This window comes from Dictyobacter alpinus, assembly GCF_003967575.1.
Lineage (GTDB): Bacteria > Chloroflexota > Ktedonobacteria > Ktedonobacterales > Ktedonobacteraceae > Dictyobacter > Dictyobacter alpinus.
This window is the reverse complement of sequence record NZ_BIFT01000002.1, coordinates 1,770,861-1,796,374: the sequence shown is the minus strand read 5'-3', so window position 1 is coordinate 1,796,374 and position 25,514 is coordinate 1,770,861. Positions and strand designations below refer to the sequence as shown.

Below are 25,514 nucleotides of genomic sequence, written 5' to 3'. Positions count from 1 at the left end.
TCCGTACCGGCCCTTTAATGGTTGGTGCTGGCTAGATAAAGGTTGTGTCTATGAATTCTGAGTTTTCATTCTCCACCAGTTACGGGAAATTGCGCGTTCCTGTCTACCGTGTCTATGCTACTCCCCTGCGTGACGTCATGCCTATTCCAGAGTCCGAGTTCGTGCGGCGTGAGAATATTTTGTTTGCCTATGAGATCGATGTAGATGTGCTTGGAGAGAATTTTCTGCCTGCTTATACCCATGGGGATAATTCTAATGTGGTGGCGACCGATAGCATGAAGAATTTTGTGCTACGACAGGCACTTGAGTTTGAAGGATCCACCCTGGAAGAGTTTTTGAATGCTCTGGGCCGGCGTTTTCTCTTCACGTACGCTCAGATGGAGCGGCTACGCTTGAGTGCTCGCGAGCTTCCTTTCGCTCAGGTGATTGTACCTGAACAAGGGGTCGGTATTTTTGTTGAGAGCCATTTACTCTTTAAACGCTCTCATAATGACTATGCGGTTGCCATGCTCTCATTTGAGCGTGATCAGCAGGGGGCTCCCTTGCTTACTGATCATCGTTGTGGCCATGTTGGGATGGAGCTTTTCAAAGTTACAGGTAGCTCATTCTCACACTTTGTGCGTGACCAATATACGACGTTACCGGAGCGCGTTGATCGTCCATTGTTTATTTTTCTTGATGCTTATTGGAAGTACCAGGATAGTGCTGCCTTGCTGGCCTCTGACCATGAATATTATGTGCCAGCCGAGCAGGTGCGTGACCTACTCCAGGTCGTCTTTCATGAGTTTGTGAGTGAATCGATTCAGCATCTGGTTCACGAAATGGGGAAGCGACTGCTGGCACGTTTCCCGCAACTGGCGGAGGTTTCTTTTGAAGCCCAAAATCGTACACGGGATCAAATTGCTGTCTCATCCAGCGATGAGACGGTGAAGGTCTATAGTGATCCCTTCTCCGCGTATGGTGTGATCAGGCTTACTGTTAGCCGTCAGGTTTGAGGGGAGGATTTGATGGTTGGTCGCCTGACAACGCATGTATTAGATACCATGCAGGGCCGTCCTGCGGCTGATATTCCGATTCAGTTGTGGCAACTTGAAGCAGAAGGTACTCAGCGTAGTCTGTTGAAGGTGACGCGTACAAACAGCGATGGACGTACGCCTGAAGCATTGCTGGAGGGGCATCAATTGATAGTTGGACGTTATGAATTACTGTTTGCAGTGGGCGCTTACTTTATCGCTCAAGCCGTTCCACTGACGGATCCCCTATTTCTAGACGAGGTACCGATCCGCTTTGGCATTGCTGATCCGATGGCTCACTATCATATTCCACTACTTATCTCTCCCTGGGCATACAGTACTTATCGAGGGAGCTAGCGATGATAATGCTTGATAACATGGCAAAAACCGTCATGGAACGCTGCGATATACTGGCGCGTTATAGTGAGGATCCAGGCTGTCTGACACGCCGTTTTGCGAGTCCACAGATGCGCCAGGTTAATACTCTTGTGGCTGACTGGATGCTTGCAGCTGGCATGACTGTCCATTCTGATTGTGTGGGCAATATTATTGGCCGCTATGAAGGACTGGAAAGTGATGCCAGAACGCTGGTCCTTGGCTCGCATCTGGATACTGTGAGCGCTGCTGGGAAATATGATGGGATCCTTGGGGTACTGGTGCCGCTGGCCTGTATTGAGCATTTACATGACCAGGAACGCCGGTTGCCCTTTGCCATCGAACTGATTGGTTTTGCGGATGAAGAGGGGTTGCGCTACCATACAGCTTATCTGGGTAGCAGGGCTGTGGCCGGTACCTTTGATCCTGCGGTCTTGCAGTTTACCGATGATGCTGGCATACCGATGTCGGAAGCTATTCGTCTGTTTGGCGGTCAACCTGATCCTGTTCTCCTCCAAACGCCGCGCTGGCAACGCGATAAGCTGCTTGGCTATTGTGAAGTGCATATTGAACAGGGACCTGTGCTGGAGGCGCGTAATCTGTCTGTTGGCGTTGTCTCTTCTATTTCTGGACAGCATCGTTATCTAGTGAATTTTTATGGGGAGGCTGGCCATGCCGGGACGGTTCCTATGCATATGCGTCACGATGCCATGTGTGCGGCCGCTGAATATATTTTAAATGTAGAAGATGTCGCTCGTAACACAACCGGCATGGTTGCCACCGTGGGTAAGGTCCAGGTCTATCCAGGATCCAGTAATGTTATTCCTGGTCGAGTCGCTGTGAGTCTGGATGTGCGACATCAGGAGGATCAAGTACTAGATCAGGCCTGTAATGATCTCTATGATAAGGCAATTAGAATTAGTCTGGCGCGACGCGTAACAGTTGATTGGCAACGAATTCAGGAAGATAAGACGATCTTTTGTGCTCCCCACCTCTCTTTATTCCTGGCGCGGGCGATTGAGGATGAGAAGCTTCCGGTCTATTCATTGTCGAGTGGCGCAGGTCATGATGCGGTGGCATTGAGCGCTATCACCGAGGTCGCGATGCTTTTTGTGCGCTGTAAAGGTGGTATCAGTCATCACGCAGATGAATCTGTCAGGCTGGATGATGTGGGAATTTCTATTCGTGTCATTAATCGATTTTTAGAGTATGTATGTAGTATGGGAGGGTGAGGTCCATGAAATCATATGATCTTATTATCCGTGGTGGTACCCTGGTCACGGCCAATGGGACGCAACAGGCGGATCTGGCGATTGCTGACGAACGAATTGTAGAGCTTGCACCTGAGATAAGTGGGAGCGCGCAGGCCGTGATTGATGCTCACTTGCTGCATATATTTCCGGGCGCAATTGATGCCCATGTCCATTTCAATGAGCCTGGCCGTACAGCCTGGGAAGGCTTTGTTTCGGGATCGCGGGCTCTAGCCGCTGGTGGGACAACAACTTTTTTTGATATGCCGCTAAATTCCCACCCTCCAACTATCGATATCGCCAGTTTTGTCGCTAAATTAGCGGCTGCCAGAGCCTCTTCCTATGTAGATTTTGGCCTATGGGGCGGCCTGGTGCCTGAAAATCTTGAGCAATTAGCGGATTTGGCACATTGTGGTGTTGTTGGTTTTAAAGCTTTTATGAGTAATAGTGGCATCGATGATTTCCATGCTGTCGATGATGCTACTCTTTATTCTGGTATGGAGCAAGCGGCAAGGTTGGGCAAGCTTGTGGCCGTCCATGCGGAAAATGACCAACTGACGGCTGCTCTGGCTCAACAGGCGCAGGCTGCAGGCAAAACTGGAGTGAAAGATTATCTGGCTTCTCGTCCAGTGGTGGCCGAACTAGAAGCTATCGAACGAGCGATCCTGTTTGCTCAAGAAACGGGTTGTACTTTGCACATTGTTCATGTCAGTAGTGGTCGTGGGGTGAGGCTGGTAGCTGGTGCGCGGGCTCGTGGCCAGGATGTGAGTTGTGAGACCTGTCCCCATTATCTGGTGCTGACCGAAGAAGACGTTGAAGAACTGGGGGCCGTGGCGAAGTGCGCGCCACCGCTGCGTTCACGTAGCGAGCAGGAGGCACTGTGGCAACATCTTTTTGCGGGTACTCTCCCTATGGTTGCTTCAGACCATTCGCCAGCGCCGCCACAAATGAAGTTAAGTGCCGATTTCTTTAAAGTATGGGGTGGTATCTCTGGCTGCCAATCCTTGCTATCACTCTTGTTGACTGAGGGCTATCATCAGCGGCACCTGCCGCTACAGACCATTGTGGCGGCCACCTCGGCATATGTGGCCCGCCGCTTTCAACTACCTGACCAGAAAGGCCGTCTAGAGGTTGGCGCGGATGCTGATTTGTCACTGGTGGCATTATCGACCCCCTATCAATTGCAGGAGCGTGACCTGTTTTATCAGCATCCATATAGTCCTTACCTGGGTCTTGAGCTACGTGGAAAAATTGTGCGTACCCTGGTGCGCGGACATACTGTTTTCCTTGATGGTGAGATTGTAGGTATGCCAAAAGGACAATTTTTGCCTTCTTTTCCGCTAACAACGACCAGTTAGGTATCTTTTTATGTAGAGGGGACTAACAGATGTACATTTTAGTGTAGAAAGTCGATAGCCTATGTGGCAAACGTATCTCCAACCAACGAATGTGCAGCAAGCTTTACAACTGCTGGCCGACCATGGTGAGCGCGCGCGTATTATTGCAGGTGGAACGGATGTGCTGGTGGAGCTTCAGCGTGGGGTGAAGCCAACAGAGACTTTGATCGATATTAGTACATTGGCAGATCTTAAATATATCCGTGAGGAGAATGATGAGCTTGTTCTGGGAGCGCTAACCACCCATAATGATGTCCTGCTCTCTCCATTGTGCCAGCAATCTGCTCTCCCGTTAGTCCAGGCGTGCCAGGAGGTAGGTGCGCCGCCAATTCGCACCCGGGCGACGATTGCTGGCAATCTGATTACCGCTTCACCTGCTAATGATACCATCGCGCCTCTACTGGCCTTGAATGCTCGCCTAGTTCTGATAAATCAGCATGGGGAACGCCAGGTTCGTTTACAGGATTTTTATACGGGCCTGCGCCGTACCTTGCTCCAACCAGGCGAACTATTACGTGAGATTCGTATTCCCTGCCTGAACTCTCGGCAGCGTGGCCTGTTCTTAAAATTAGGCTTGCGGCGCGCCCAGGCTATCTCGGTAATTAATATTGCTCTGGTCCTTACCCTGGCTGATGATCTTATTGCTGATGCCAGTATTACACTTGGCTGTCTGGCTCCTACTGTTATCTATGCCAGGACGGTTGAGGAGTTTTTGCGTGGTAAGCGGCTTGAGCCAGCAGTCTGCCAGGAAGCAGGGTTGCTGGCCGTACACGATGTCCATCCTATCGGGGACGTGCGCTCTTCGGCCCAATATCGCCTGGATACCCTGGCGACCTTATTGAGCCATGGTCTGGAGCGGCTGTCCCATCCAGAAGAGCGTGATGCCAGCCAGCAGTCACCAGTCTCTTTGGAGACCAAACCGACTGGTGATGCAGTATTAGTTGAGCCATTTGACGAGTGTATCGAAACTACTATCAATAAACAAGCATATCAATTATGTCATGCTCAGCAGAAAACGCTATTGAATATGTTGCGTGAGGATGCTGGTCTAACGGGAACTAAAGAGGGCTGTGCTGAAGGAGAATGTGGGGCCTGTACCGTCTGGTTGAATGGACAGGCGGTAATGTCGTGTCTGGTTCCTGCCGTCCAGGCTCACGGTGCCATGGTGACCACCATCGAGGGACTATCCAGCGGTGAGCAACTGCACCCACTCCAGCAGGCATTTATTGATCGGGCGGCGGTCCAGTGTGGCTATTGTATTCCTGGTATGTTGATGTCAGGGGCTAAATTATTGGATGAACATCCGGATCCCTCATTTGAGCAGATTCGTAGCGCGTTAAGTGGCAATATCTGTCGTTGTACTGGCTACCAAAAAATCTGGGAGGCCGTCCAGAGCGTTGGCGAGAATCAGGAGAGGCATGTATGAGTGATTTGATTGGGGCATCGCTATCCCGGCCGGACGCGTTGGGTAAAGTGACCGGCGCAGCTTGCTATCCTGCCGACCTGGTCCGGCCAGGGATGTTGCATGTACAGGTCGTTTTTGCCCATCGACCGCATGCGCGTATCCTTGCAATCCAGCGCGAGTTAGCCATGCAACATCCGGGCGTCGTCGCGGTCCTGACCGCTCAGGATGTTCCCTATAATGCCTTTGGCTTGATTGAGGCTGATCAGCCTGTGCTGTGTCGGGATAAAGTGCGCTTTGAAGGCGACAAGGTAGCGCTGGTTGTGGCTGAAACCAGGCAGGCGGCGCGCGCAGGTGCTATGTTAGTGGCGGTAGAATATGAAGATCTATCGATGATCACAGACCCTCAGGCCGCACTGGATAGTCAGTCTCCGCTTGTGCATGAGCAGCGCGGCACAAATCTACTTTCCCATTTTCCTTTGCGCAAAGGCGATCCTGTCCAGGCCTTCGCTGAGGCGGATGCCGTGGTGGAGGATACATTTACCACAACCTGGCAGGAGCATGCTTTCCTGCAACCAGAAGCTGGTATCGCGTATATCGATGACGAGGGACGCCTGGTGCTGGAAACGGCAGGACAATGGTTGCATGAGGATCGCCGCCAGCTTGCTCAGATGTTGCAGTTGCCAGAGTCGCAGGTAGTAATACGCTATGCTGCGATCGGCGGAGCCTTTGGTGGACGTGAAGATTTGTCCATGCAACATGTGCTGGCTCTGGCCGCCTGGAAGCTACAACGGCCGGTGGCGCTTGTCTGGAGCCGTGAGGAATCGATGATCGGTCACCACAAACGTCATCCCGTGACCATCCATTGTCGTTGGGCTGGTAAATACGATGGCACCATTACCGCTATAGAGGCTACCGTCGTCGCGGATGGTGGGGCCTATGCTTCGACCAGCGTGGAAGTAATCAAGGATGTAGCGCTTTTCGTAAATGGGTGCTATGAAATTGCTAATCTGGCGATTGATGGTTACGCAGTATATACTAATAATATTCCTGCTGGCGCTTTCCGAGGATTTGGTGCTCCTCAGGCTCATTTTGCCTGTGAGCAGATGCTGACCCGTCTGGCCCTGGCCCTCAAGCTTGATCCAGATGCTGTGCGCCTTCACAATATTTATCGCGAAGGGAGCCTGGAGCCCACACAGCAACCACTTCCCACGGGCGTGAGCGCCTTACCAGTTCTGGAGCGCTGTCTGGAAGAGGCACGTAGCCGCTGGCACTATGGAGAAGCCATTCAGCCAACAGCCAGCCATCTAAAGCAAGGTATCGGTATCGCTTGCGGCATCAAAAACGTCGGCTACTCATTCGGTTTTCCCGAACAGGCCACCGCTACGGTCGAAGTTTACGGACAAGCCGAACTGGAGCGAGCCGTGGTACGCGTTGGAGCCGCCGATGTTGGCCAGGGATCGCATCTGATCCTGCGCCAGATCGCTGCCGAGACGTTGAAGCTACCGTTGGAGCAGATAACGATGATCTGCAATGACAGTAGTGAGTCACCAAATGCTGGCAGCGCTTCTGCCTCGCGCATGACCTTTATGGGTGGTCGCGCCGTCAAGGATGCGGCCCAGCAAGCGCGTGACAACTGGAGCTATACAGACGACTATCAGGCTCAGGCCACCGTCCAGTATCGCGCCCCCGCCACGACCGCGATCGATCCCATCACCTATAGTGGTATCCCTAATTACTGCTATGGTTACGCTGCCCAGGCGGTCAAAGTCGAAGTCAACACACTTACCGGACAGGTTCAGGTGCTGGGTATTATCAGCGTACATGATGTGGGCAAGGCCATCAATCTTCAACAGGTCACAGGCCAGATCGAAGGCTGCCTGGCACAGGCTCTAGGCTACTCATTACTTGAAAACTTCCAGATTGAGAAAGGCCATGTGCTTACACCATATTTCAGCACCTATCTATTACCAACTATCCTGGACATGCCGGAAGAAATCATACCCATCGTCCTTGAACTGGCCGACCCACACGGACCCTTTGGCGCGCGTGGCGTAGCCGAAATGCCTCTCGTCCCTTTCGCGCCAGCCGTAGCTAACGCCATCCATGCCGCCGCCGACATCTGGCTCACCCAACTGCCCATGACACCCGAACGTGTACTGACCGCCTTGCATCACCAAAAAACCAATTATAACTCGTGAATTAAGAATAAATCTAAAATTATTAACCTTGTTGCCCATCGTAAGCTCACCGAATAACACTATCCATCTTATATGTGTGTTGAGATTGAGCTGTGGCCGCGGCCACAGCTCAATCTCAACACACATATAAATAAAGCGAGCGCCGCAGGCGCAAGATATCATTTTATAATGGATAAACAGGAGCGTTGAACAGTATGCAAAAACTCAAAATAACCGCCGGCCCTTTTGAATTTATCGCCAGGGTAGAAGAAACCCTGGCCCCCAAAACATGGGACGCCTTCAGCACACTCCTCCCCTTTAAAAACAAAATCATCCAGGCCCGCTGGAGCGGCGAATCCGCCTGGATCCCCCTTGGAGACCTAGACGTCGGCTTGAAATTTGAAAACCACACCAGCCATCCCGGCGCAGGACAGATCCTGCTCTATCCCGGCGGCTATAGCGAAACCGAAATTCTCTTTCCTTATGGCAGCACCTGCTTCGCCAGCAAAATGGGACAACTGGCCGGCAACCATTTCCTCACCATCATTGAAGGGACCGACAACCTCCGTGAACTGGGTCGCCTGGTCTTATGGGAAGGTGCTCAGGATATCCTCTTTGAGCGTATTGAGTAAATCGCTTATCCACCTGATGAGTGTTAAGGGCCAGAAAGAAGGTGCTCATGGTACTAATGAGCGAATTTTGATGACACCAGTCCGGCTTCTCACGCGTGTAAAGACTGTTACTATGCAATTTTTGTGACAGGAAGAGCGAGAAGATAATGCAGGAGTTGGTGAATACAGTTATAGCACATTATGCTATAACCTGGCATATTGCTAAAGGCGGTATGTCTAATATTTATCTGGCGCGTGATATTTATACCGATCAAGAAGTCGCGCTCAAACTGGTGCATACGAGTCATGGGGAATACTGCCAACGTTTCCAACGAGAAGCACAGGTTATTGCCTCACTGCAGCATGAGCATATCTTGCCAGCCCTGGACTATGGCGAGGTAGGTTCGTGGTGTTATATGGTGACTCCTTATGTTCCCAATGGTACCTTGCGTGCGCGGACGCATGATGGCCCGTTGTCATTGGATGAGGCGGGCAAATATCTAACGCAAATTGCCTCTGCTCTGCACTATGCCCATCAGCGAGGCATTGTTCATCGAGATGTTAAATCGTCCAATATATTGATGCTCAACGAGGATTTTGTCTATCTGGCTGACTTCGGTCTGGCCAAAAATATGTCCAGCGTAGCCGAAAGCCTGACCGAAAGCGGCTTTTTAGTTGGTACGCCTGAGTATATGGCTCCTGAACTGGCGGAAGAGGCTGCAACTCATCTCAGTGATATCTATTCCCTGGGGATCGTTCTTTATCAGATGCTTACTGGAGATGTTCCCTTCAAAGGTTCAACCCCAGTAGGAACGTTTATGCAACACCTTTCCAGGCAACCAGCCCGACCATCACAAGTTAATCCGCGTCTTCCTACTGAGGTGGATAACGTTGTTCTGCGTGCACTGGCGAAAGAACCGGCACAGCGTTATCAGTCGGCGCTAGAACTTGCTCAAGCATATCAACACATGCTTGACAGCTCTAGACAACCATATATGGACGACAATAAAGACATTTCTGCTCTGCAAACCGTAACGCCTGTCGTTAGTGCTTCATCCCAACGTCGCAAACAGCCCCGGCTTATTGCGGGAGCGGCTGTAGTCTTGGCGGCATCGGCAGCACTTGCGCTGGGCGCACCTTCAAACATTTTCCATAGTATGAATATTCACCCTGATTCAGCTATTACCAATAGTGTCATTCAATCAGATATCGCCTCTGCCCATGCTAAAGCACCAATAATTATACAAAAAGATAAAAATACGAATCCAGTAAAATCGGTTACTCCTTCCTCTCCCATTAACAGTAATAGTAAAAATACTAATGGCAATACTCATACCCCATCTACTAATGCTAATAGTACGACTACCCAAACTGTGAGCGTTTCCAGACCGCCGAGTCAGAGTAATACTGGTAACTCGAAGAATGGTGGCACCAATAGTAACCAGCAGGGCGGAGGTAAGAAGAGTGGAGGCCCTGGAAGCAAACCGAGTGGTGATAAGAAGAGTGGAGGGCCTGCCAGTAAACCGAGTGGTGGTAAGAAAGGTGGTGCCGCCCATGGACATGACCATGGCGGAGCGAAGCCAGGGGGCGGACCTGGACATGGCAAAGGACACCATAAATAATAGGATCGTGGCATGATCGAAGCTAGCCGCTTGTTCTGATAACCTGAATTCCTTGCCAGGCATATGGTGCGAGGGTTTGTTCGTCGAGGGTATTGTCGGTGACGAGGTAGGTGAGGGCTTTGAGGGGGCCGACGATATAGGGAGCGGCGGTACCAATTTTGGCAGCTTCGGTGACGGCGATAATTTCGGCGGCTTGCTCAATCATGACGCGTTTGATGTAGGCTTCTTCTATCTCTGGTAGGCTGATGCCGATCTCTGGATGCAGGCTGCAAATACCCAGGAAGCAGAGGTCGGCACGGATCTGGCGTAAGGCCTCGATGACGGGTACGCCGATGGTAGCCTGGGCGTCTTTTTTGAGCTTGCCACCTAGCACTTGCACCTCGATCTGTGGATGTGTGGCCAGGGTTGCGGCAACTGGAATACTATTTGTGATAATGGTGGCGTGTAGCCCTGTGGGGAGCTGCCTGGCGATTTCATGGACGGTCGTTCCGCTATCCATAATCACAACCTGACCGTCGTGGATCAAGCTGGCGGCGGTCCTGGCAATAGCCACTTTGCTGGAGTTTTCTCCCTGCTCGCGTTGTTCAAATGGAGCGCTTTGTGCACGGGGAAGGGCGCCCCCGTGCACACGCTGTAAGATGCCCGCCTCCGCCAACTCATTGAGATCACGGCGAACCGTATCTTCCGATACCTTTAGCTGAATGACCAGATCCGTCGCCAGGATCTTCCCTTCCTGGTGTAAGCGCTCAATGATATAACGCTGACGTTCCTCTTTTAGCATCTCTTTTTTTTCTCCATCCCGCAGAAAACTGCAAACTTTCTCTTATTCATGCGGATTTATGCCGTTAGTCTTGCTATATTAGTGCGATTTTATGCGGGTTTGAGTTTGTTGTCAAGTAGGCATCAACTCATGTTTTATTCTTTAAGTACATTTAGGCCAGGATCACCAGCCGTTCGCACTGCCTTCGGCGCGTGGGTCTGAACCTCCCTGCATGACTCCATTTGTTGGATCAAAGACGATACCTTGTGCATAGCCCATCGTACTGAGCCAGGGTTCTCCTACCTGGACGTTATGTCCCATCTGGCGTAGTGCCTGGATGGTTGTGGCGGGAAGGCGTTCCTCAACCAGCAAGACTTCTTCGTTGCCCCCATAGGGTGAACCATGGATCCAGCGTGGCATCTCGATTGCTTGCTGGATGTTTAAACCAAAGCGAGCGGTCGCGCTATAAACCTGTAGCTGTGTCTGTGGCTGGCCGTCACCGCCCATCGTGCCAAAGACCATCGCAGGTTTGCTGTCCCGCAAAGCCATTGAAGGAATCAGTGTATGCAGGGTGCGCTTATTGGGGGCCAGCGCGTTGGCTGCCTGAGGATCAAGCGAGAAGTAGGCCCCACGATTATGTAGCACAATACCTGCATCGTCTACCACCAGGCCGCTCCCAAAGCCCATGTAGTTGCTTTGGATGAGCGAAACCACATTCCCTTCGCGATCAGCTGCGCACAGATAGATGGTATCTCCAGTAAAGCTACCTTCCGCTATGGTAGATTGGGTTCTCTGGAGATCGATCAAGGCTGCTCGCTGCTTTAAATATGCTTGATCAATGAGTTTTTCTGGCTTGACGCGCATATGCAATGGATCCGTCAGATAGGCTGCGCGGTCCGCGAACGCCAGTTTCTTGGCCTCAACGGCTGGATGAATGGTTTGAGGCGAGAGTGGATCACTGCCCAATGGTATTTGATCCAGGATGCCAAGCATTTGCAGCGCGGTAACGCCCTGGGTATTGGGTGGCATTTCGTATATCCGTAGCCCCGCAAATGGTATACTCAGTGGCGTGACCCATTCAGCTTGCTGGGCTGCCAAGTCCTCACGGCTGATAAGTCCTCCTTCACGAGCAAAGAACGCGGCGATCTCTTCAGCGATGCTACCACGATAAAAGCTGGCTGGACCTTCGTTGGCGATTGTTTTTAATGTCTGAGCCAGTGTAGGAAAACGCATGAGCGCGCCAACGGGTGGGATAGTCTTTTCTGGTAGAAAGTGTCGATGCCAGGATGGGTGGATCTCGGGACGGGTGCTGGTACTTGTCAGGCTGTGGTGTAAGCCTGGTCCAATCGCGAAGCCCTCTTCGGCATAGGAGATAGCAGGTGCCAGTATCTGTTCCAGTCCGAGCCGCCCAAAACGCTGGCTGGCGGCATCCCAACCACTGACACAGCCTGGTACAGTTATAGTATGTACACCATGAGTCGGCATCGTTGCATAACCCAGGTCGCGGTAGCGCTCAATGCTGGCTGTTCCCGCGGATCTACCGCTCCCGTTTAATCCATAAATAGTGCCGCTGCTGGCTTCATATATCATCATAAATATGTCGCCACCCAGGCCACAGACAAAAGGATAAACGACTTGAATCACCGCATTGGCGGCAATAGCGGCATCAATCGCGTTGCCGCCTGCCTTGAGTATATCTAGGCCCGCTTCAGATGCCAGATAGTGTGGGGACGCAACCATACCACGGCGTGCCAGCGTCGTTGGCCTGTGTTGTGGAAATGTATGCATAGGATGTGTCATCACAGGAACCTCCTTTTTCCTTAGAGAGTGTCTGACTCCCATCCCAATGGGAGTGGTGAGTTTTTAGCCAGCCTGGGGAGCGCAGGCGCCCCCATTCATGGTTTATTGGTTGGTGCAGAAATGGCGCATTCGCGCCATTTCTGCACCAACGAGGAAAGAGAATATGAGCTGCTACGCTGCTGAAGCACAACGAGAGAAAAGACGGCCATCATGGGAGTAAGATACACTCTTAGAACAGACTTGATGGCGTACTACTGACTATATAATCAATGATAATATATGTTTAAAGGAGCTCTTACTATTTTTCCTGCCAGCTTTGTTTAATTATATATTCCCCTGTAAAGAAAAAGTCACATCTCGGAAGTTTCTATTTTTTTAACAACGTGTACGTATACGTATACGTACACGTGGGTGGTGCATTACCAGTCCACATTGTGAGCTTCAGACTGTGCCATTCCAGATCTGTTGGAGTTCTTCACTGGTGGTAAGTAGCTCTTGCAGCGTTCCCATGGCGGCAATTTTGCCTGCCTGTAGGACAATAATGTTATCGGCCAGTTGCAGGACGGCTTTACGATGTGAGACGACCAGGCAACTATGCTGGCGTTGCTGTAATAGCTGTTGCCAGAGCTGGCTTTCGGTTTCAACATCCAGGGCGCTGGAGATATCATCGAAGACCAGTAGCTCACTATCGCGGATCAGCATACGGGCCGCAGCCGTTCTTTGTGCCTGTCCTCCCGATAATTTTACTCCTCTTGTACCAATTATAGTTTGAAGTCCATTCTCAAGTTTAGCTACATCCGGGGTTAGTACTGCCAGTTGAATGGCTTGCTGCAGTTTTGCAGGTTCTGCGTTTAGTCCAAGAAGAATATTTTCTTCAAGCGTTTCGCTGAAAAGATGAGGGACCTGGGGTGTGTAGGCACTATGAGGCGGCACAAAAAAGCTGGCTGGATCTTCAATTTGCCTGCCGTTCCAGGATAGATCTCCCGTATCTTTAGGCAATAGTCCCAGGATGGTTTGCAGTAGTGTTGTTTTACCTGCCGCGACACGTCCTGTAATCACAGTCAGGGTGCCGCGTCGCAATTGAAAGTTGATATTTTCAATGCCACGATCTGTGTCAGGATAATGATAGGTCAGATTGGCAATCTGTAACAATGCCAGTTTATCTATCTCAAGCTTTACAGGTGTATGAAGTTCAGGGATAGGTTTTTTTAGATAAAGTGGATCAGTTTGCACTAGAATCTCTGGTGATGCTCCCTGAAGCAGGTCTACCAGGCGTTGATGTGAAACTCTAGTCTGTGTGTATTGTGCTATCACGTAGGCGGTGGAGACGATAAAGGTGGTTATGGTGCCCAGATAAGAGATGAAGATGGTGATATCACCAGGACTGAGATGGTGGTAGAGGGCCGCCAGCACCAGGATTAGTCCTGTGCCGAGTCCGACGATATTACCAAAGACTGCTTGTAGCGCGCTGAAGAATACGGTATCGCGCAAGATCTGACGCTGGCGTAACTGGCTGAGTCGATGGAAATGTTTGACGGCATACTCCTCAGCACCTGCGATCTGGATAGCCTGGACGGAGCTAAAGATCTCTCCGATGGCACCCGTTAATATTCCGGTTGCTTCCCGGCTGGCCGTTCGTAGCCGTTGTTGCCGTTGCCTCATCGCCTGGGCCAGTGCCACGACACAGAGTAGTGGCAGGAAGACGCTGACGGTAATCAACGTATCGATATGCAGGAGAATCAGCATCGCAGGAATGATGAACGTGACGAGACCAATTGCATAGGCCATTTCTCCGAATAATCGGTCTACAACTTCAATATCATCGCGAAAATAGTTGATTGCCTCTCCCGTGGATCCTGGAATCGGCCTGGCTCCTGGTCTCTGTAGGATGTAGCGCAAAAGGTTTCTCTGCAGGAGGGCATTTGTTTTAAAGATGCTTGTAATCGTTGGTGATAAGGACACGAATTGAATCAGTGCCCGCAGCACTGCGGCCAGCGCTAATCCTCCTAAAAAGAGCCAGGGAAGGATAGTGTTACGTGCGGGATTATGATTGAGTGTGTTCAGCGTATTAAAGAAGCCCTGTAACATCAAGCCAAACGCTAGTCGTCCCACTCCGAAGAAAGCAATCTGGCCAAGCAGCGAGCCCAGGTAAAGCCAGGAACGGAAGCGGATCAGCCGCCAGATAAATTGATAGGTTTTCATCTCTTGTCCTCTTCCCTTGTGTCTGCATCATTATTCGCTGTTAATGCCTCTTCAACTGTCTCCTGACCACGTTGTAATAAGGCATGGAAACGCGAGTGTGGATCCTGGGCCAATATCTGCCGTGAGCCATACTCGCTGATCTGCCCGTCCTCTAACACCAGAATTTCATCAGCGCGTTGGATTGTGCTCAGGCGATGGGCAATAATCAATACCGTTCGGCCTTGCAATAATGTATCGATGGCATGTTCAACCAGGCGTTCAGTGGCGGGATCCAGCCGGGAAGAGGCTTCATCCAGGATAATGATACTGGGATTGGCCAGGAAGACGCGAGCAAATGCCAGGAGTTGTGCCTGGCCGGCTGATAGCCCCTGACCCGCTGAACCTATCAGACTATCCAGGCCCTCGGATAATGATTGGTACCAGGGCGTAAGGCCTATGGTGGATAGGGCATGCAGGATCTGTGTATCGGGAATATTTGGATTGAATAAGGTCAGATTATCCCGCACACTGGCGTGGAAGAGTTGGACGTCCTGGGTGACCATGCCGATCTTCTGACGTAGGGAGCGCAACTGTAGCGTTGGCAGCGCTACATCATCCAGGCGGATCTCACCGGCTTGTGGATCATAGAGGCGGAACAGTAAGCGGACCAGGGTGGTTTTGCCCGCACCGGTATGTCCCACAACGCCCAGTACATGGCCTGGTGCGAGCTCAAAAGAGAGATTGTGTAGAATTGGTTGATCCTCGCTATAGCCGAAGCAAATATTCTCAAATGTGATTGAACGCGCCTGACTCCCTTCAAGTCGCCCGCTACCATCCTTTAGGGCAGAATGCGTTTCCCTTAGCTCTTCAATACGCTGGATACATGCCTCCGCCTGCTGGAGATCCTGCAACTGCTCCTGGATCTGCTGAATTGGCTGGGAAAGCTGATCCGTATAGGAGAAGATCACATAGACGGTCCCAATAGAGAGTTTTCCCTGCATCCAGAGTATCGTAGCAATGGACAGAGACAGGGTTGTTCCAAGTACGAAGAGCATAAGGCTGATGATGCCCATGCTGGCCCCGATTCTTTGCGATCGCCGAAAGATTGGAAACCATTCACTTAACAATAGATAGAACTGATGTAACACATAGTTGTTGGCGCCATTCGCCCGAATATCCTCTGTGCCCGACAGGCGCTCACTAAGAAATCCATAAAAAGTCGTAGTAATCTGGCGCTCCTTTTTCTTGATTGGTATGGCGTGTTTGCGCATACGCATCAAGATCAAAAAGGCAATCCCTGAAAAGATGGTCATAGCACAGCCTTCTTGCCAGCTCATGGCGAAGAAAAGGATTAAGATACATAGCAGCAGGATCAAGCTGGTAAGCAGGTTGAGGACCAGTTGTGAAAAGAAGTTGGTAAGGGCATTAACATCCCCATCAATGCGCTCGATCATCTCGCCTGCGCTGCGAGTCTTGTGATAGTGCATGTCCAGGGAAAGACAGTGGGCGACCAGATCGCTACGCAATTGATTGGTCGCAGTCCATGCTACATGCGTGTCCAGATACGTGCTGAGGACAGATATGCCCTGTTTAGCAATAGAAATACCAATGAATAACAGGCCAAACTTGACCAGTGTGGTATTGGCGCCTTGAGCGACCGCCGTATCGATAAAGTGGCCCAGGATCTGTGGATTGAGCAGCTGTAATCCAATTCCTGAGCATAATGCCAGCGCTAGTAAAACGACATTACGCCATTGTGGTTTGAGGTAGGTACTGAGTAAGGTCAGATACCGTTTGAGGGAAGTGTGCATCGACTCCTCCTTATGAAGGTGATATGCGACAACAAAGACTCTAAACACTGAATGTGCCAGACTATTTTACATGAGACCGATCGCTAGAACATCGTCCAAACGAACGATGCGCAGATATTGACAATTGTAGTATAATAACATTGACAGAGAAGATGTGTCTTTTTCCCTTTTAATAATATTTTTTCTATTATTTATAGAAAAACTTCATTGTGTGACACGATTGCAGCCTGCTTTCCGTGTATAATGATAGCTGTGTAGAGGATGTGGGAGTGTTGAAAAATTTATCCGCAATCATGTGTGCTCGTTGTAGCATAGCTTTGCTATTTTGATCTATCAAGTTTCAGTCACGTAAAATGTACGCATCATATCCCATACTATTCAATCGTGTGGCGTAAGCGCCCGCAAGCTGGATCTTTGGAGAAGAATAAGATTAGCTTGTCATTGTTGAGGTGTGGCACTGACACTAGCCGCGAGTAAGCGGCCTTCACGATTATTTCTCAATAGCATGGCGTTTTCAGCGTAAAGGAGTCAGCATGACTGTACAGCAGCATGAACGTATCTCGCTTCACATATCGCATGATCGACCATATATTGACCTGCGTATTAATACACCTCGTGGTTACTCGCGTATGGCGCGTTTTCTGGTTGATACTGCAGGGCTAGCATTGATTTTTACTGAAGCCCTCGTACAAGATTTGGAACTGCCTTTACTGGATGAACCTTTCCTGTTTACCGATGAGCCCGTCTTTCGCCGTTTGCGTCCACCCACACTCGCTGTTGGACCCTATACCCTGGATCTATCACATACGACGGCACTAATGGCGGTAGGTACCTGTTCGCTATTTTCAGGTGAAGCGGTAGATGGGATCTTGCCTTGTCGTCTGTTATCCTCTTATTGTGTACTGCTCGATTATCCTGCGGAAACGTTCTCTTTATCTCTAACCTCTTCTTTAGCCATGGTGGGGGAGCCGGTTCCGATCTCAACTCATCCCCAAAGCCGCTTCTTGCGGGTCGAGGCCACAATCGCGGGTAACCAATATGGCCTGCTACTTGATACTGGCGCCTCATGTACCATGATCTCTGCGGCTGTGATGCAAACCTGGGAGCAACAATTTGCAGCCTGGCCACGCGCGCAAGCTGCGGTTGGTACTGCGAATATGGGGACACCAGGTGAGGAAGATGCTATAATGATGCGTATTCCGCGCGCAACCTTAGGTTCGTTACTCCTACGTGAAATTACCGTCGTCTCTCGTCCTGCTGGTATGTTTGAGGAGCACCGCTCGCGTTTTATGACCTCCCCTATTGTTGGCTGCCTGGCTGGTAATGTGCTCCGGCAATTTCGTATTGAAATTGATTATCGCCACGAAATGACTTACTGGGAATGGTGTGGTGCTTCCTATCCATATGACATGGATCTAGTCGGCTTAACATTATCATTGAATACTGACCATAGCTATTATGTAACGGCCGTATCAGACTGCAACTACGCCTGCGTCAAACAATCCGTACGTGTAGGAGACCGCCTACTCCAGATTGACGGCTTGATAGTCACAGGCCTCCCCCTGCCAGCTGTCATCAACGCCCTACGTGGAAGCCCAGGACAACACTATACACTCCTACTGGAACGCGAAGGTGAATTACGCAGCGTATCCGTTGCGGCCGCCCGCATTATCTAAAATTCTAACCAACTTCCATGAAAGCACACATTTAGCACACGAATATCACACCAATATTCTTCGCAGCAGTCTTATCAAAACTTGAAAAATCACTCAAGTTTGTACATAAAGTATCACACACATATTCCTCGCAATAGTTTTATCAAGTTGTAGAAAATCGTGCACTTCACATATAAAGTAGTGTCCCACTAACATGCTTTTTTATCAAGTTGTGGAAAATCGCGCAATGCGCGATTTTCCACAACTTGATAAAAAAGCATGTTCCCGTCAGGGAACGAGTATGGGTGCCTGAAACAATAGCCATAATAGTGGGAGTCTGCACCCTCCTGAAAAGCTTGCCTATTCTTAGTATAATAGAGGAATATTAATAGTTGCTAAACAACTACGTCTACCAATATCCTTCTCATAGAAGAGAGTACCTATGCTTACTGACAGTGTGGTTGGAACAAAACGGGAAAGCTCCGTATCACGGACACGTATTATTTGGATGCGCATCGGAGCCGGAGTAATAGACTTCATCATTCTCTCATGCCTACAAATCTGGATCAGCAGTATTTTCGGGATTATTAATCCTACCAGCGATGAACATTTAATCGATTGGGATGGCTTCTCATTCTCATTATCTGGCCTGGCCACAATTCAATCTTTCTGGTTGCTGCTAGCTGCATTCTTATATTTTTTCTTACAGGAAGCACTTGTGTGGACAACACCTGGAAAGTTACTTTTCGGTCTCCACGTAGTGAATATTCGCGGTGGACAAGTTCCCATTACTGCTATACTGCTGCGTAATGTGTTGCGCTTTATTGATGCCTTGCCAATTTTCTATATTGTTGGCTTGATCTCAGGACTCATGTCTCCAGCCTTCCAGCGCCTCGGCGATCGCGTGGCTCATACAACAGTATTCCCCATCAAATCGACCGAACCATCTATCTATACTCAACGCAGGATGCTCAAGCGTTATGCACTCTTCTGCGTCTTACTTCTTGTATTTGTCGGAATATGTTTAAATTATCGCTACTATTATCGACCACAATCGGTAGTACAAAGCTGGGTCAATATCAACAACTCCTACACCTTTCATTCTACAGCTACCGTTCCCCCATGTGGAAAAGTCACGCAAGGAGCTGGCGATTTTGTACTCAATCGTCACATTAAACTACTAGATATCAAAACCCCTGAATGGCACAATGATACAGTAGTTTATCCTATCGAATACGTTGATCAAATTCGCTGCTCGGCCACCATAACTTTACACTGGAATGGCATCCTCAATGGCTGGGCCGTCTCCGCTGTTAAGATCGATAGCTAATACCATCTCAATACTGTGAGGAGTGATCTGTAGAGATCACATCTCCAGCTCCCTCTTCACAAACAAGAGCGAGCGCCGCAGACGCGAGCTGCCACGATAAATTTCTCCATAAATGATCAGCAGAACCTGCATCCTGTGAATTATGACAATCTTGAATATTGATGGAATAATTTGATACCTGTCGCATCATCAAACCGTTTAAGGGTATAAGCTTACTATCTATGGTGAAACCTGTATTCCATGATATGTCCGAAGCTTTTCCTTGATTGGAGATCCATGTAGGTACATTGCATTGTTACTGCAAGGGGTCAAAGAAATGAAGCAGCAACTATTAAGTTTTTGGCACATGACAAAGGTTATCATTGTTGTACCTTTGATGAAGTCAGCCCTTTATTATTTGTGCGCCTTTCTGTTTTTAGGCCTGGCAGTCCTTCTTTTCCTCCTGCTCTGGGGGACTTCAGTTTCCTGGTTGCTATCAATCGTACATCACATCCATTAAGTAATGTGAGAGCGATTGCTTGCACTTCGACGTGTATACTTTTGTATATACGTCGAATTTTTTGGTTGACTTTTGGCACGGCCATGTCTAAAATGATACTAAACTGTTCCTTAGAAAGGCATCAGATCATGGAGCGAGAAGCTATTCAGGATATTGCGATCAAAACGCTTATTATTAACAATGGTGCATCGATGCATGATATCGCAGTAGCGGCTGGAATTGGCCGTACTACTTTGCATCGCTATTTTGCCAGTCGTGAGGATATGTTGCGTGCCTTATTACTGGCGGCCTTTCAGGATATTGAGCAGGCTCTAGTTGACTGCCATATTGAAAGTGGTTCCGCATCAGAGGCTCTAGAAAGGGTGATTACGGCCTTTGTGCCGATTGGACATCGTTTTACTTTTCTGTTAGGTGCCTGGCCCCTGGCTGACGATGATAAAGAGTTGAAGTCTCGCGAACTGCGTTTATTGTACCAGTTTGAGAGCCTCGTACAGCGAGGACAAAAAGAGAAGATTTTGCGAACAGATCTCTCTGTCCGTTGGATTATCGATACTATGACGGCTCTTTTGTTTATGGCCTGGCAGCGTATCTCTGACGGCTATATCGCTCCTCGCGATGCTACCAAATTGGTCATGACTACGTTAGTTGCTGGCGTTGGTATCCATTAATTCTGTTTACCATACGCACCTTTTCACCATCCCTGGCGTAGTATAACTTGATTTATACCAGAACCTGAAAAATATGTGATATATGCTATAGTAGTAGCATAATCGGATAAGAAATTAACGGGCGTGAAAGAGTAGACTGTACATGCAGCGGCAAGAGATTGAGAAATATTTACAGGAACTGGGAGACGAGTTGGAGTCGCGTGGTTTCCAGGCTCCTGTACGTGTGATGATTGTTGGTGGTGTTGCTATGTTGCTGCTGGCGGCGAATCGTGAGTCTACTGAAGATGTAGATGTGGTGCTGATGGACATTGAGGGTGACACATCTACCAATCCAACGAGCGAAACCAAGGCTTTTAAGTCGGCGGTCAATGCAGTGGCGAAAAAACATCAGATGAAGCGTACCTGGATTAATGATGATGTGGCGTACTTTATTCGCGATATGGCCCCCAATCCAGAGGCGACCCTCTGGCATGAGTATAAAAAACTCCATGTTTATCTGCCTTCTAAAGAATATATTCTCGCTTTAAAATTGATGGTCTATCGTCCAAAAGATATGCCTGATATTGAGGCGCTTCTAAAACAGCTGCATATTGAGACCCGCGAACAGGCTCAGGAGATTGCTGATCGCTTTATCCCTGATACGGCCTGGCAAGAGCATTATCAATTTCAAGACACTCTGGATGAACTTTTTTAAGTTGTTGAGTCTCCTATGATCCAGTAGCACAAGATATTTAGTGATAGTATTTGATTATGCTGGCTGCTGCAAATTTTTGTTTCTCGTGTTACAATATCTGTAGACGATAACACAGGAACAAGGTGAGGAATTGAAGACATATATCGAATTGCAGACAATCGCGGTGTCCTATCAAGAAATCTGTGCCGGAGCTGAACCGTGGTTACCTCTGGGCAATTTCATGAATGATTTTTTTGGGAATTTTACAGATCGTCGTGATGAACTATTACGTGATCCTATTCAAGAGCCAGCTGAGCCAACGGAAGAACAACATCGTTGGGCTGTCTTTTGTGTTGCCTCTGTTGAATATCTCTGCGAGAAATATGATCTTCCTGTACCTGATTGGACATCTGATCCTGCATACGCGGCCTTGCCTGAGGCCTGGTTCCACTCTAAAATGGCCTACAAACCTGTCGTTCAGCAACGTCTAATGCGGGAAACTCCTGAAGTGTTTGTGAAGCGCAACATCTATTGCGGTAATCGCGTGTTTGCCAACAAATATGAACTGGCTGCAGAACTGCGCCAGCGCCAATCAGCATAAACGCTCCCATGTTTGGGTGTTTACCCAAATGGCCACAATGCTAACAGGTTAATACATTAGAAACGATAGTATTAACCTGTTAGCATTGTGGCCCACTTCCTCCAAACTATTGACCCACTGATTACAAGACCATAACTATTTTCGCGATGGCTACCTCTATGTCTTCCACACTTCTTGATTTTGTAACGACCCCTCTCAAATGATGCTGTATGGTGAAGTTGGGCGCTAGATGTGATTAATCAGAAAAATATAATTATATCGTATGTAAATTTACCAATGTTTTAATCGATTTAATTGTAATTAAATAAAATATAAATATAATACATTTATGCATGTTGATTGTGCATGAATTTGAAATGCTAACTGTATCGTGGTGGATGGTTTCGCCAGCGAAAGGGAACTTTATGTTCAGCTATTGTTTAAAGGCATCCTACCAGAAACTGCAAAAGGACCAGACGGTTCTTCTAGCGCAACTAAGATCCTGGCGCGCTATCTTACTGATGGTCATGGTTTCTCTCTTTTATATTATTTGCTTCTTCATGAGCCATTTTGTACATTTTCCTTCTAGCTACCCGCTACATGTAGCCTCCACTTTGTATGTTGTTCCATCTGGAACTGGTCCGGGCCATGCTGGTGACCATTTTATTTATCTGGCGAATGCCTGGTTAGCAGGCCATCTCTACGTAGCGACTCCACCTGCTGGTATGTTAGGAGACTACACTTTCTGGCATAGACACTGGTATGTGTCCTTTCCTCCGTTACCGGCACTCTTTTTTCTTCCGCTCGTTGCGATCTTTCATTTTCAGCATCAATTTGCGCTATCAATAGCGGTAGAACTCTTTTTTTCTCTATTGAATGTTGGATTGATGTTCTTTTTGCTGCATCGTATGGTTGCAAAAGGCCTGATACATCTCTCATTCCCCAGTTTCGCCTGGCTCTTTGTTTTTTTTACCTGTGGCACAGAGCTACTTTATGTATCCATGCAAGCTACTGTCTGGTTTCTTGCTCATTTGATTGCGACTACTTTTTTGTTGCTCTACCTGCTTGAGCTGATTGGCAAACGTCGTAGCTGGCTGATTGCCTTCTGGCTTGGTACTGCTGCATTATCCCGTAGCACAACGCTGCTGGCTTTTCCCAGTTCTTTGCTTTTGATCTTTCTGTTGGAGCGGCAGAAGCCCTTGCTATTGTTGAAGCAATGTCTGATATTTGGTGGGGTGCTGGCTATATTTGTCGGTGGCATGATGCTCTATAATCTGGCGCGCTTTGGTTCATTACTGGAATTTGGCTATAGCAGTATGTATGTTAATGCTCGTCTTGTGCCTAATCTGACTAAGTATGGCCAATTTAACCTTCATTTTCTGCCAACCAATTTTTACTATATGTTGATACAGCCGCCGCATATCCTGGCGATGCTACCTTATATTCGGTTTGATCCGTTCGGTACCGGTATTTTCTGGACCATGCCGGCGCTCTATCCACTTTTCCGTACTTTCTTTATGCGTCCTCGCTCCTATCTGGCATGGAGTCTGCTGGCCGGCTGTCCTTTACCCATAGTCGCCCATCTACTCTACTTTAACACTGGCTGGTACCAGTTTGGCTACCGCTTTTTCTTAGATGTGATCCCACTTGTCTTCCTGCTTGCCGTGCTAGGATTCCATGAGCGCTTACGCGGGTATGAAAAGCTTGTGATTGTACTCTCAATCGGTATTAATATCTGGGGCTGGTTTGCATATACCTGTGTATCACGGTAATACTTGCAGTATCTTTAGAAGATATCTTTACACTTTGTCATAAATATCACCTCTTACAATTGTGGGGTACAGTGCCTGTCAAGTTGCACCCACACAATTGCTACCCAGTCTCAAGTCCTGCTATCTCTAGCTTTGTTACCTGTATGCTCAAGTCAGGCTATACAAGCATAAGTAAGCGCTTGATCTCGACCAGGGTTTGTTGCCATGCTTCTGAGGCTGGATCAATCAAGATAAAGTGATCGGCTCCAGGTAGCTCGATCAGCGTGACGTCATCTCCGGCTGCCTGTGCTTTCTGTTGATATGCCTGGCTGATAACCAGAGGGACGCGATCATCAGCGGTGCCATGGACCAGTACTTGCGGTATGTCTAGCGGCAATAGCGCGGCTGGTGAGGCCAGTTTATATCGTTCCAGCTGATCAGCAAAACTGCCTCCCAGCAATTCTTGTGCCGCATCATTCCCAAGATGCAGCTTGTCCGCATGTTCCAGATCTACTACGCCAGCCTGGCTGATCGCGCCTACTAATGGCAGGGGATCGTTCAGGATACGTAACTGGCTTTTTTGAGGTAGACGTTGCCGTGCCGCCAGCCAGAAGGCGAGGTGACCACCAGCTGAATGGCCAACCGTAATCACCCGTTGCAGGTCCAGTTGATAATGAGGAGCCATGCTACGTAGATAGTCGGCGGCCCTGGCTACATCTAATAATGTTTCCGGCCATGCGCCACCAGTATTACCTACGCGCCGATACTCAATATTCCAGACAGCAATCTGTTGTGTTATCAGTTGCTGCGCCAGGCCTTGCATCAATGTTAGATCATAGGCCTTTCGCCAAAAGCCACCATGGATCAAGATCACCACCGGGTGTGGTCCAGATCCTGCTGGCACATATAATTCTCCATACTGATACCTGTTACCGCCATAAGCTAACTTACGGAAAGGAGTTTTTTGAGGGGATGAAGAAGTATGCATGTTTCGTCCTTCTTAAATATATTATAGCTATCATAGCAGAATATTTCTCATATATACAGAGGAATCTAGCCAGTTAATAGAAAGTAGAATGAGAAGTCAGGCTCATCAAGCTTCAGGAGATTTTTTCCGTTCGTATTTTTCTACGTGTTGCTTTTTCAACTGCTGATATTCTTCATCATTTCTGGCAAGAAGATACACACCATAGAAGATGCGTGCTGACTCGGCTTTCTCATTATCTTCTGCCTGCGGAAGAATCTGTTTGCGCGCCTCGATCATAGCTTCATGGGTGTGCTCTTTTTGTGGATTCGCCTGATACTTGCGTCCACTTTGGTGATTCGCATAGCGCCGTGAGCGTGTGTATCCCATCTGTAAAAACTTGCGCGCCATGTCCATCCCCACAAAGTCTCCATGCCGCTTATAATCCAGAAATAGTTCGTAAATCTTATCCGCGGATTGTTGTGCAACGTCTGGCGTTTTGAAGCGCCAGTAAGGGAGGATTTCGGATTTATATGGCTCGACCATCAACACTCCTTGCTCGCCCTTGCCAACCTGGTACAGCTCAGGATGTACACGAAAATCAATCTCTTTGAAATTCTGTGAATAATCAAAACTTTTACTGGAAGCTCGCATTTTTACTCCACCTTACAGGTTTCACTAACAGCCTTGATGATCATACTGATTTGCGTAAATGGGTGTCTATGTATAGTGTACGTAAGCTGCTGTAATCCAGATCCTTTCTGAAGGAACACAACAGAAAATATACACAGGTCTGATAAATTATTGGATTGCGGCAAACAAATTTGCAGGGCTTTTTAATTTTCCTCTTCCTGGCGCCTACGGTGCCGGAGTCTGGTGTGGTGTGTGTTCTGTGGGCGGCCGCGGCCGCCCACAGAACACACACCACACCAGAAATACTTTGTATATGATTTGCCTGACAGTTACTCCCGGCTGAAAATTAAAAAGCCCTG

20 protein-coding genes are annotated in these 25,514 nt (G+C 48.8%); 14 read left to right on the top strand and 6 right to left on the bottom strand.

Features of this window, described 5'->3' with window-relative positions:
• Nucleotides 1-50: 50 nt before the first annotated feature.
• The 8 genes from pucL to EL633_RS29725 all read left to right on the top strand — a co-directional run bounded on the left by pucL (nt 51) and on the right by EL633_RS29725 (nt 9,850).
• Nucleotides 51-995, top strand: a complete 945-nt coding sequence (pucL, locus tag EL633_RS29760; RefSeq protein WP_126630859.1) for a factor-independent urate hydroxylase — start codon at nt 51-53, stop codon at nt 993-995.
• Between the two features lie 12 nt (nt 996-1,007).
• Nucleotides 1,008-1,370: a hydroxyisourate hydrolase gene (gene uraH, locus EL633_RS29755; protein ID WP_126630858.1), complete on the top strand. Its 363-nt coding sequence runs from the start codon at nt 1,008-1,010 to the stop codon at nt 1,368-1,370.
• Between the two features lie 2 nt (nt 1,371-1,372).
• Complete coding sequence (locus EL633_RS29750) at nt 1,373-2,620, top strand: allantoate amidohydrolase (RefSeq protein ID WP_126630857.1); 1,248 nt, start codon at nt 1,373-1,375, stop codon at nt 2,618-2,620.
• A gap of 5 nt (nt 2,621-2,625) precedes the next feature.
• The gene (locus EL633_RS29745) at nt 2,626-3,996 is read left to right on the top strand and encodes an allantoinase (RefSeq protein ID WP_126630856.1); all 1,371 of its coding nucleotides are present in this window, start codon (nt 2,626-2,628) and stop codon (nt 3,994-3,996) included.
• Nucleotides 3,997-4,057: 61 nt separating this feature from the next.
• Entirely contained in the window at nt 4,058-5,461 is a 1,404-nt protein-coding gene (locus EL633_RS29740; protein ID WP_126630855.1) for an FAD binding domain-containing protein, read from the top strand.
• On the top strand, nt 5,458-7,638 hold the full coding sequence (locus tag EL633_RS29735; protein WP_126630854.1) for a xanthine dehydrogenase family protein molybdopterin-binding subunit: 2,181 nt from the start codon (nt 5,458-5,460) through the stop codon (nt 7,636-7,638). Before EL633_RS29740 ends, EL633_RS29735 begins: the two co-directional genes overlap by 4 nt.
• Nucleotides 7,639-7,832: 194 nt before the next feature.
• A complete protein-coding gene (locus tag EL633_RS29730) occupies nt 7,833-8,249 on the top strand; it encodes a DUF3830 family protein (protein ID WP_126630853.1) in 417 nt (138 codons plus the stop codon).
• A 158-nt stretch (nt 8,250-8,407) separates the two neighbouring features.
• On the top strand, nt 8,408-9,850 hold the full coding sequence (locus EL633_RS29725; RefSeq protein WP_161982544.1) for a serine/threonine protein kinase: 1,443 nt from the start codon (nt 8,408-8,410) through the stop codon (nt 9,848-9,850).
• 22 nt (nt 9,851-9,872) lie between these two features.
• Here EL633_RS29725 and EL633_RS29720 read toward each other — a convergent pair whose 3' ends face one another.
• The 4 genes from EL633_RS29720 to EL633_RS29705 form a co-directional block, all read right to left on the bottom strand.
• A complete protein-coding gene (locus tag EL633_RS29720) occupies nt 9,873-10,631 on the bottom strand; it encodes a DeoR/GlpR family DNA-binding transcription regulator (protein WP_126630851.1) in 759 nt (252 codons plus the stop codon).
• A gap of 162 nt (nt 10,632-10,793) precedes the next feature.
• The gene (ggt, locus tag EL633_RS29715) at nt 10,794-12,410 is read right to left on the bottom strand and encodes a gamma-glutamyltransferase (protein WP_161982543.1); all 1,617 of its coding nucleotides are present in this window, start codon (nt 12,408-12,410) and stop codon (nt 10,794-10,796) included.
• Between the two features lie 441 nt (nt 12,411-12,851).
• Nucleotides 12,852-14,612, bottom strand: coding sequence for an ATP-binding cassette domain-containing protein (locus tag EL633_RS29710; RefSeq protein ID WP_126630849.1), 1,761 nt, complete (start codon nt 14,610-14,612; stop codon nt 12,852-12,854).
• The gene (locus EL633_RS29705) at nt 14,609-16,402 is read right to left on the bottom strand and encodes an ABC transporter ATP-binding protein (protein ID WP_126630848.1); all 1,794 of its coding nucleotides are present in this window, start codon (nt 16,400-16,402) and stop codon (nt 14,609-14,611) included. Before EL633_RS29705 ends, EL633_RS29710 begins: the two co-directional genes overlap by 4 nt.
• A gap of 533 nt (nt 16,403-16,935) precedes the next feature.
• On the opposite strand from EL633_RS29705, the gene EL633_RS29700 reads away from it, so the two are divergent.
• The 6 genes from EL633_RS29700 (at nt 16,936) to EL633_RS29675 (ending at nt 23,579) form a co-directional block, all read left to right on the top strand.
• On the top strand, nt 16,936-18,078 hold the full coding sequence (locus tag EL633_RS29700) for an aspartyl protease family protein (RefSeq protein WP_126630847.1): 1,143 nt from the start codon (nt 16,936-16,938) through the stop codon (nt 18,076-18,078).
• Nucleotides 18,079-18,499: 421 nt separating this feature from the next.
• Nucleotides 18,500-19,387, top strand: coding sequence for an RDD family protein (locus tag EL633_RS29695; protein ID WP_126630846.1), 888 nt, complete (start codon nt 18,500-18,502; stop codon nt 19,385-19,387).
• A gap of 627 nt (nt 19,388-20,014) precedes the next feature.
• Entirely contained in the window at nt 20,015-20,554 is a 540-nt protein-coding gene (locus EL633_RS29690) for a TetR/AcrR family transcriptional regulator (RefSeq protein ID WP_161982542.1), read from the top strand.
• 142 nt (nt 20,555-20,696) lie between these two features.
• Nucleotides 20,697-21,248 (top strand): DUF6036 family nucleotidyltransferase, encoded by a 552-nt coding sequence (locus tag EL633_RS29685; RefSeq protein WP_126630844.1) that lies wholly within the window; start codon nt 20,697-20,699, stop codon nt 21,246-21,248.
• A gap of 130 nt (nt 21,249-21,378) precedes the next feature.
• Complete coding sequence (locus EL633_RS29680) at nt 21,379-21,828, top strand: hypothetical protein (RefSeq protein ID WP_126630843.1); 450 nt, start codon at nt 21,379-21,381, stop codon at nt 21,826-21,828.
• A gap of 404 nt (nt 21,829-22,232) precedes the next feature.
• Nucleotides 22,233-23,579: a hypothetical protein gene (locus EL633_RS29675; protein WP_126630842.1), complete on the top strand. Its 1,347-nt coding sequence runs from the start codon at nt 22,233-22,235 to the stop codon at nt 23,577-23,579.
• A 157-nt stretch (nt 23,580-23,736) separates the two neighbouring features.
• Here EL633_RS29675 and EL633_RS29670 read toward each other — a convergent pair whose 3' ends face one another.
• Entirely contained in the window at nt 23,737-24,546 is an 810-nt protein-coding gene (locus tag EL633_RS29670; RefSeq protein ID WP_126630841.1) for an alpha/beta hydrolase family protein, read from the bottom strand.
• A 105-nt stretch (nt 24,547-24,651) separates the two neighbouring features.
• Nucleotides 24,652-25,176, bottom strand: a complete 525-nt coding sequence (locus EL633_RS29665) for a DUF4385 domain-containing protein (RefSeq protein WP_126630840.1) — start codon at nt 25,174-25,176, stop codon at nt 24,652-24,654.
• Nucleotides 25,177-25,514: the final 338 nt, after the last annotated feature.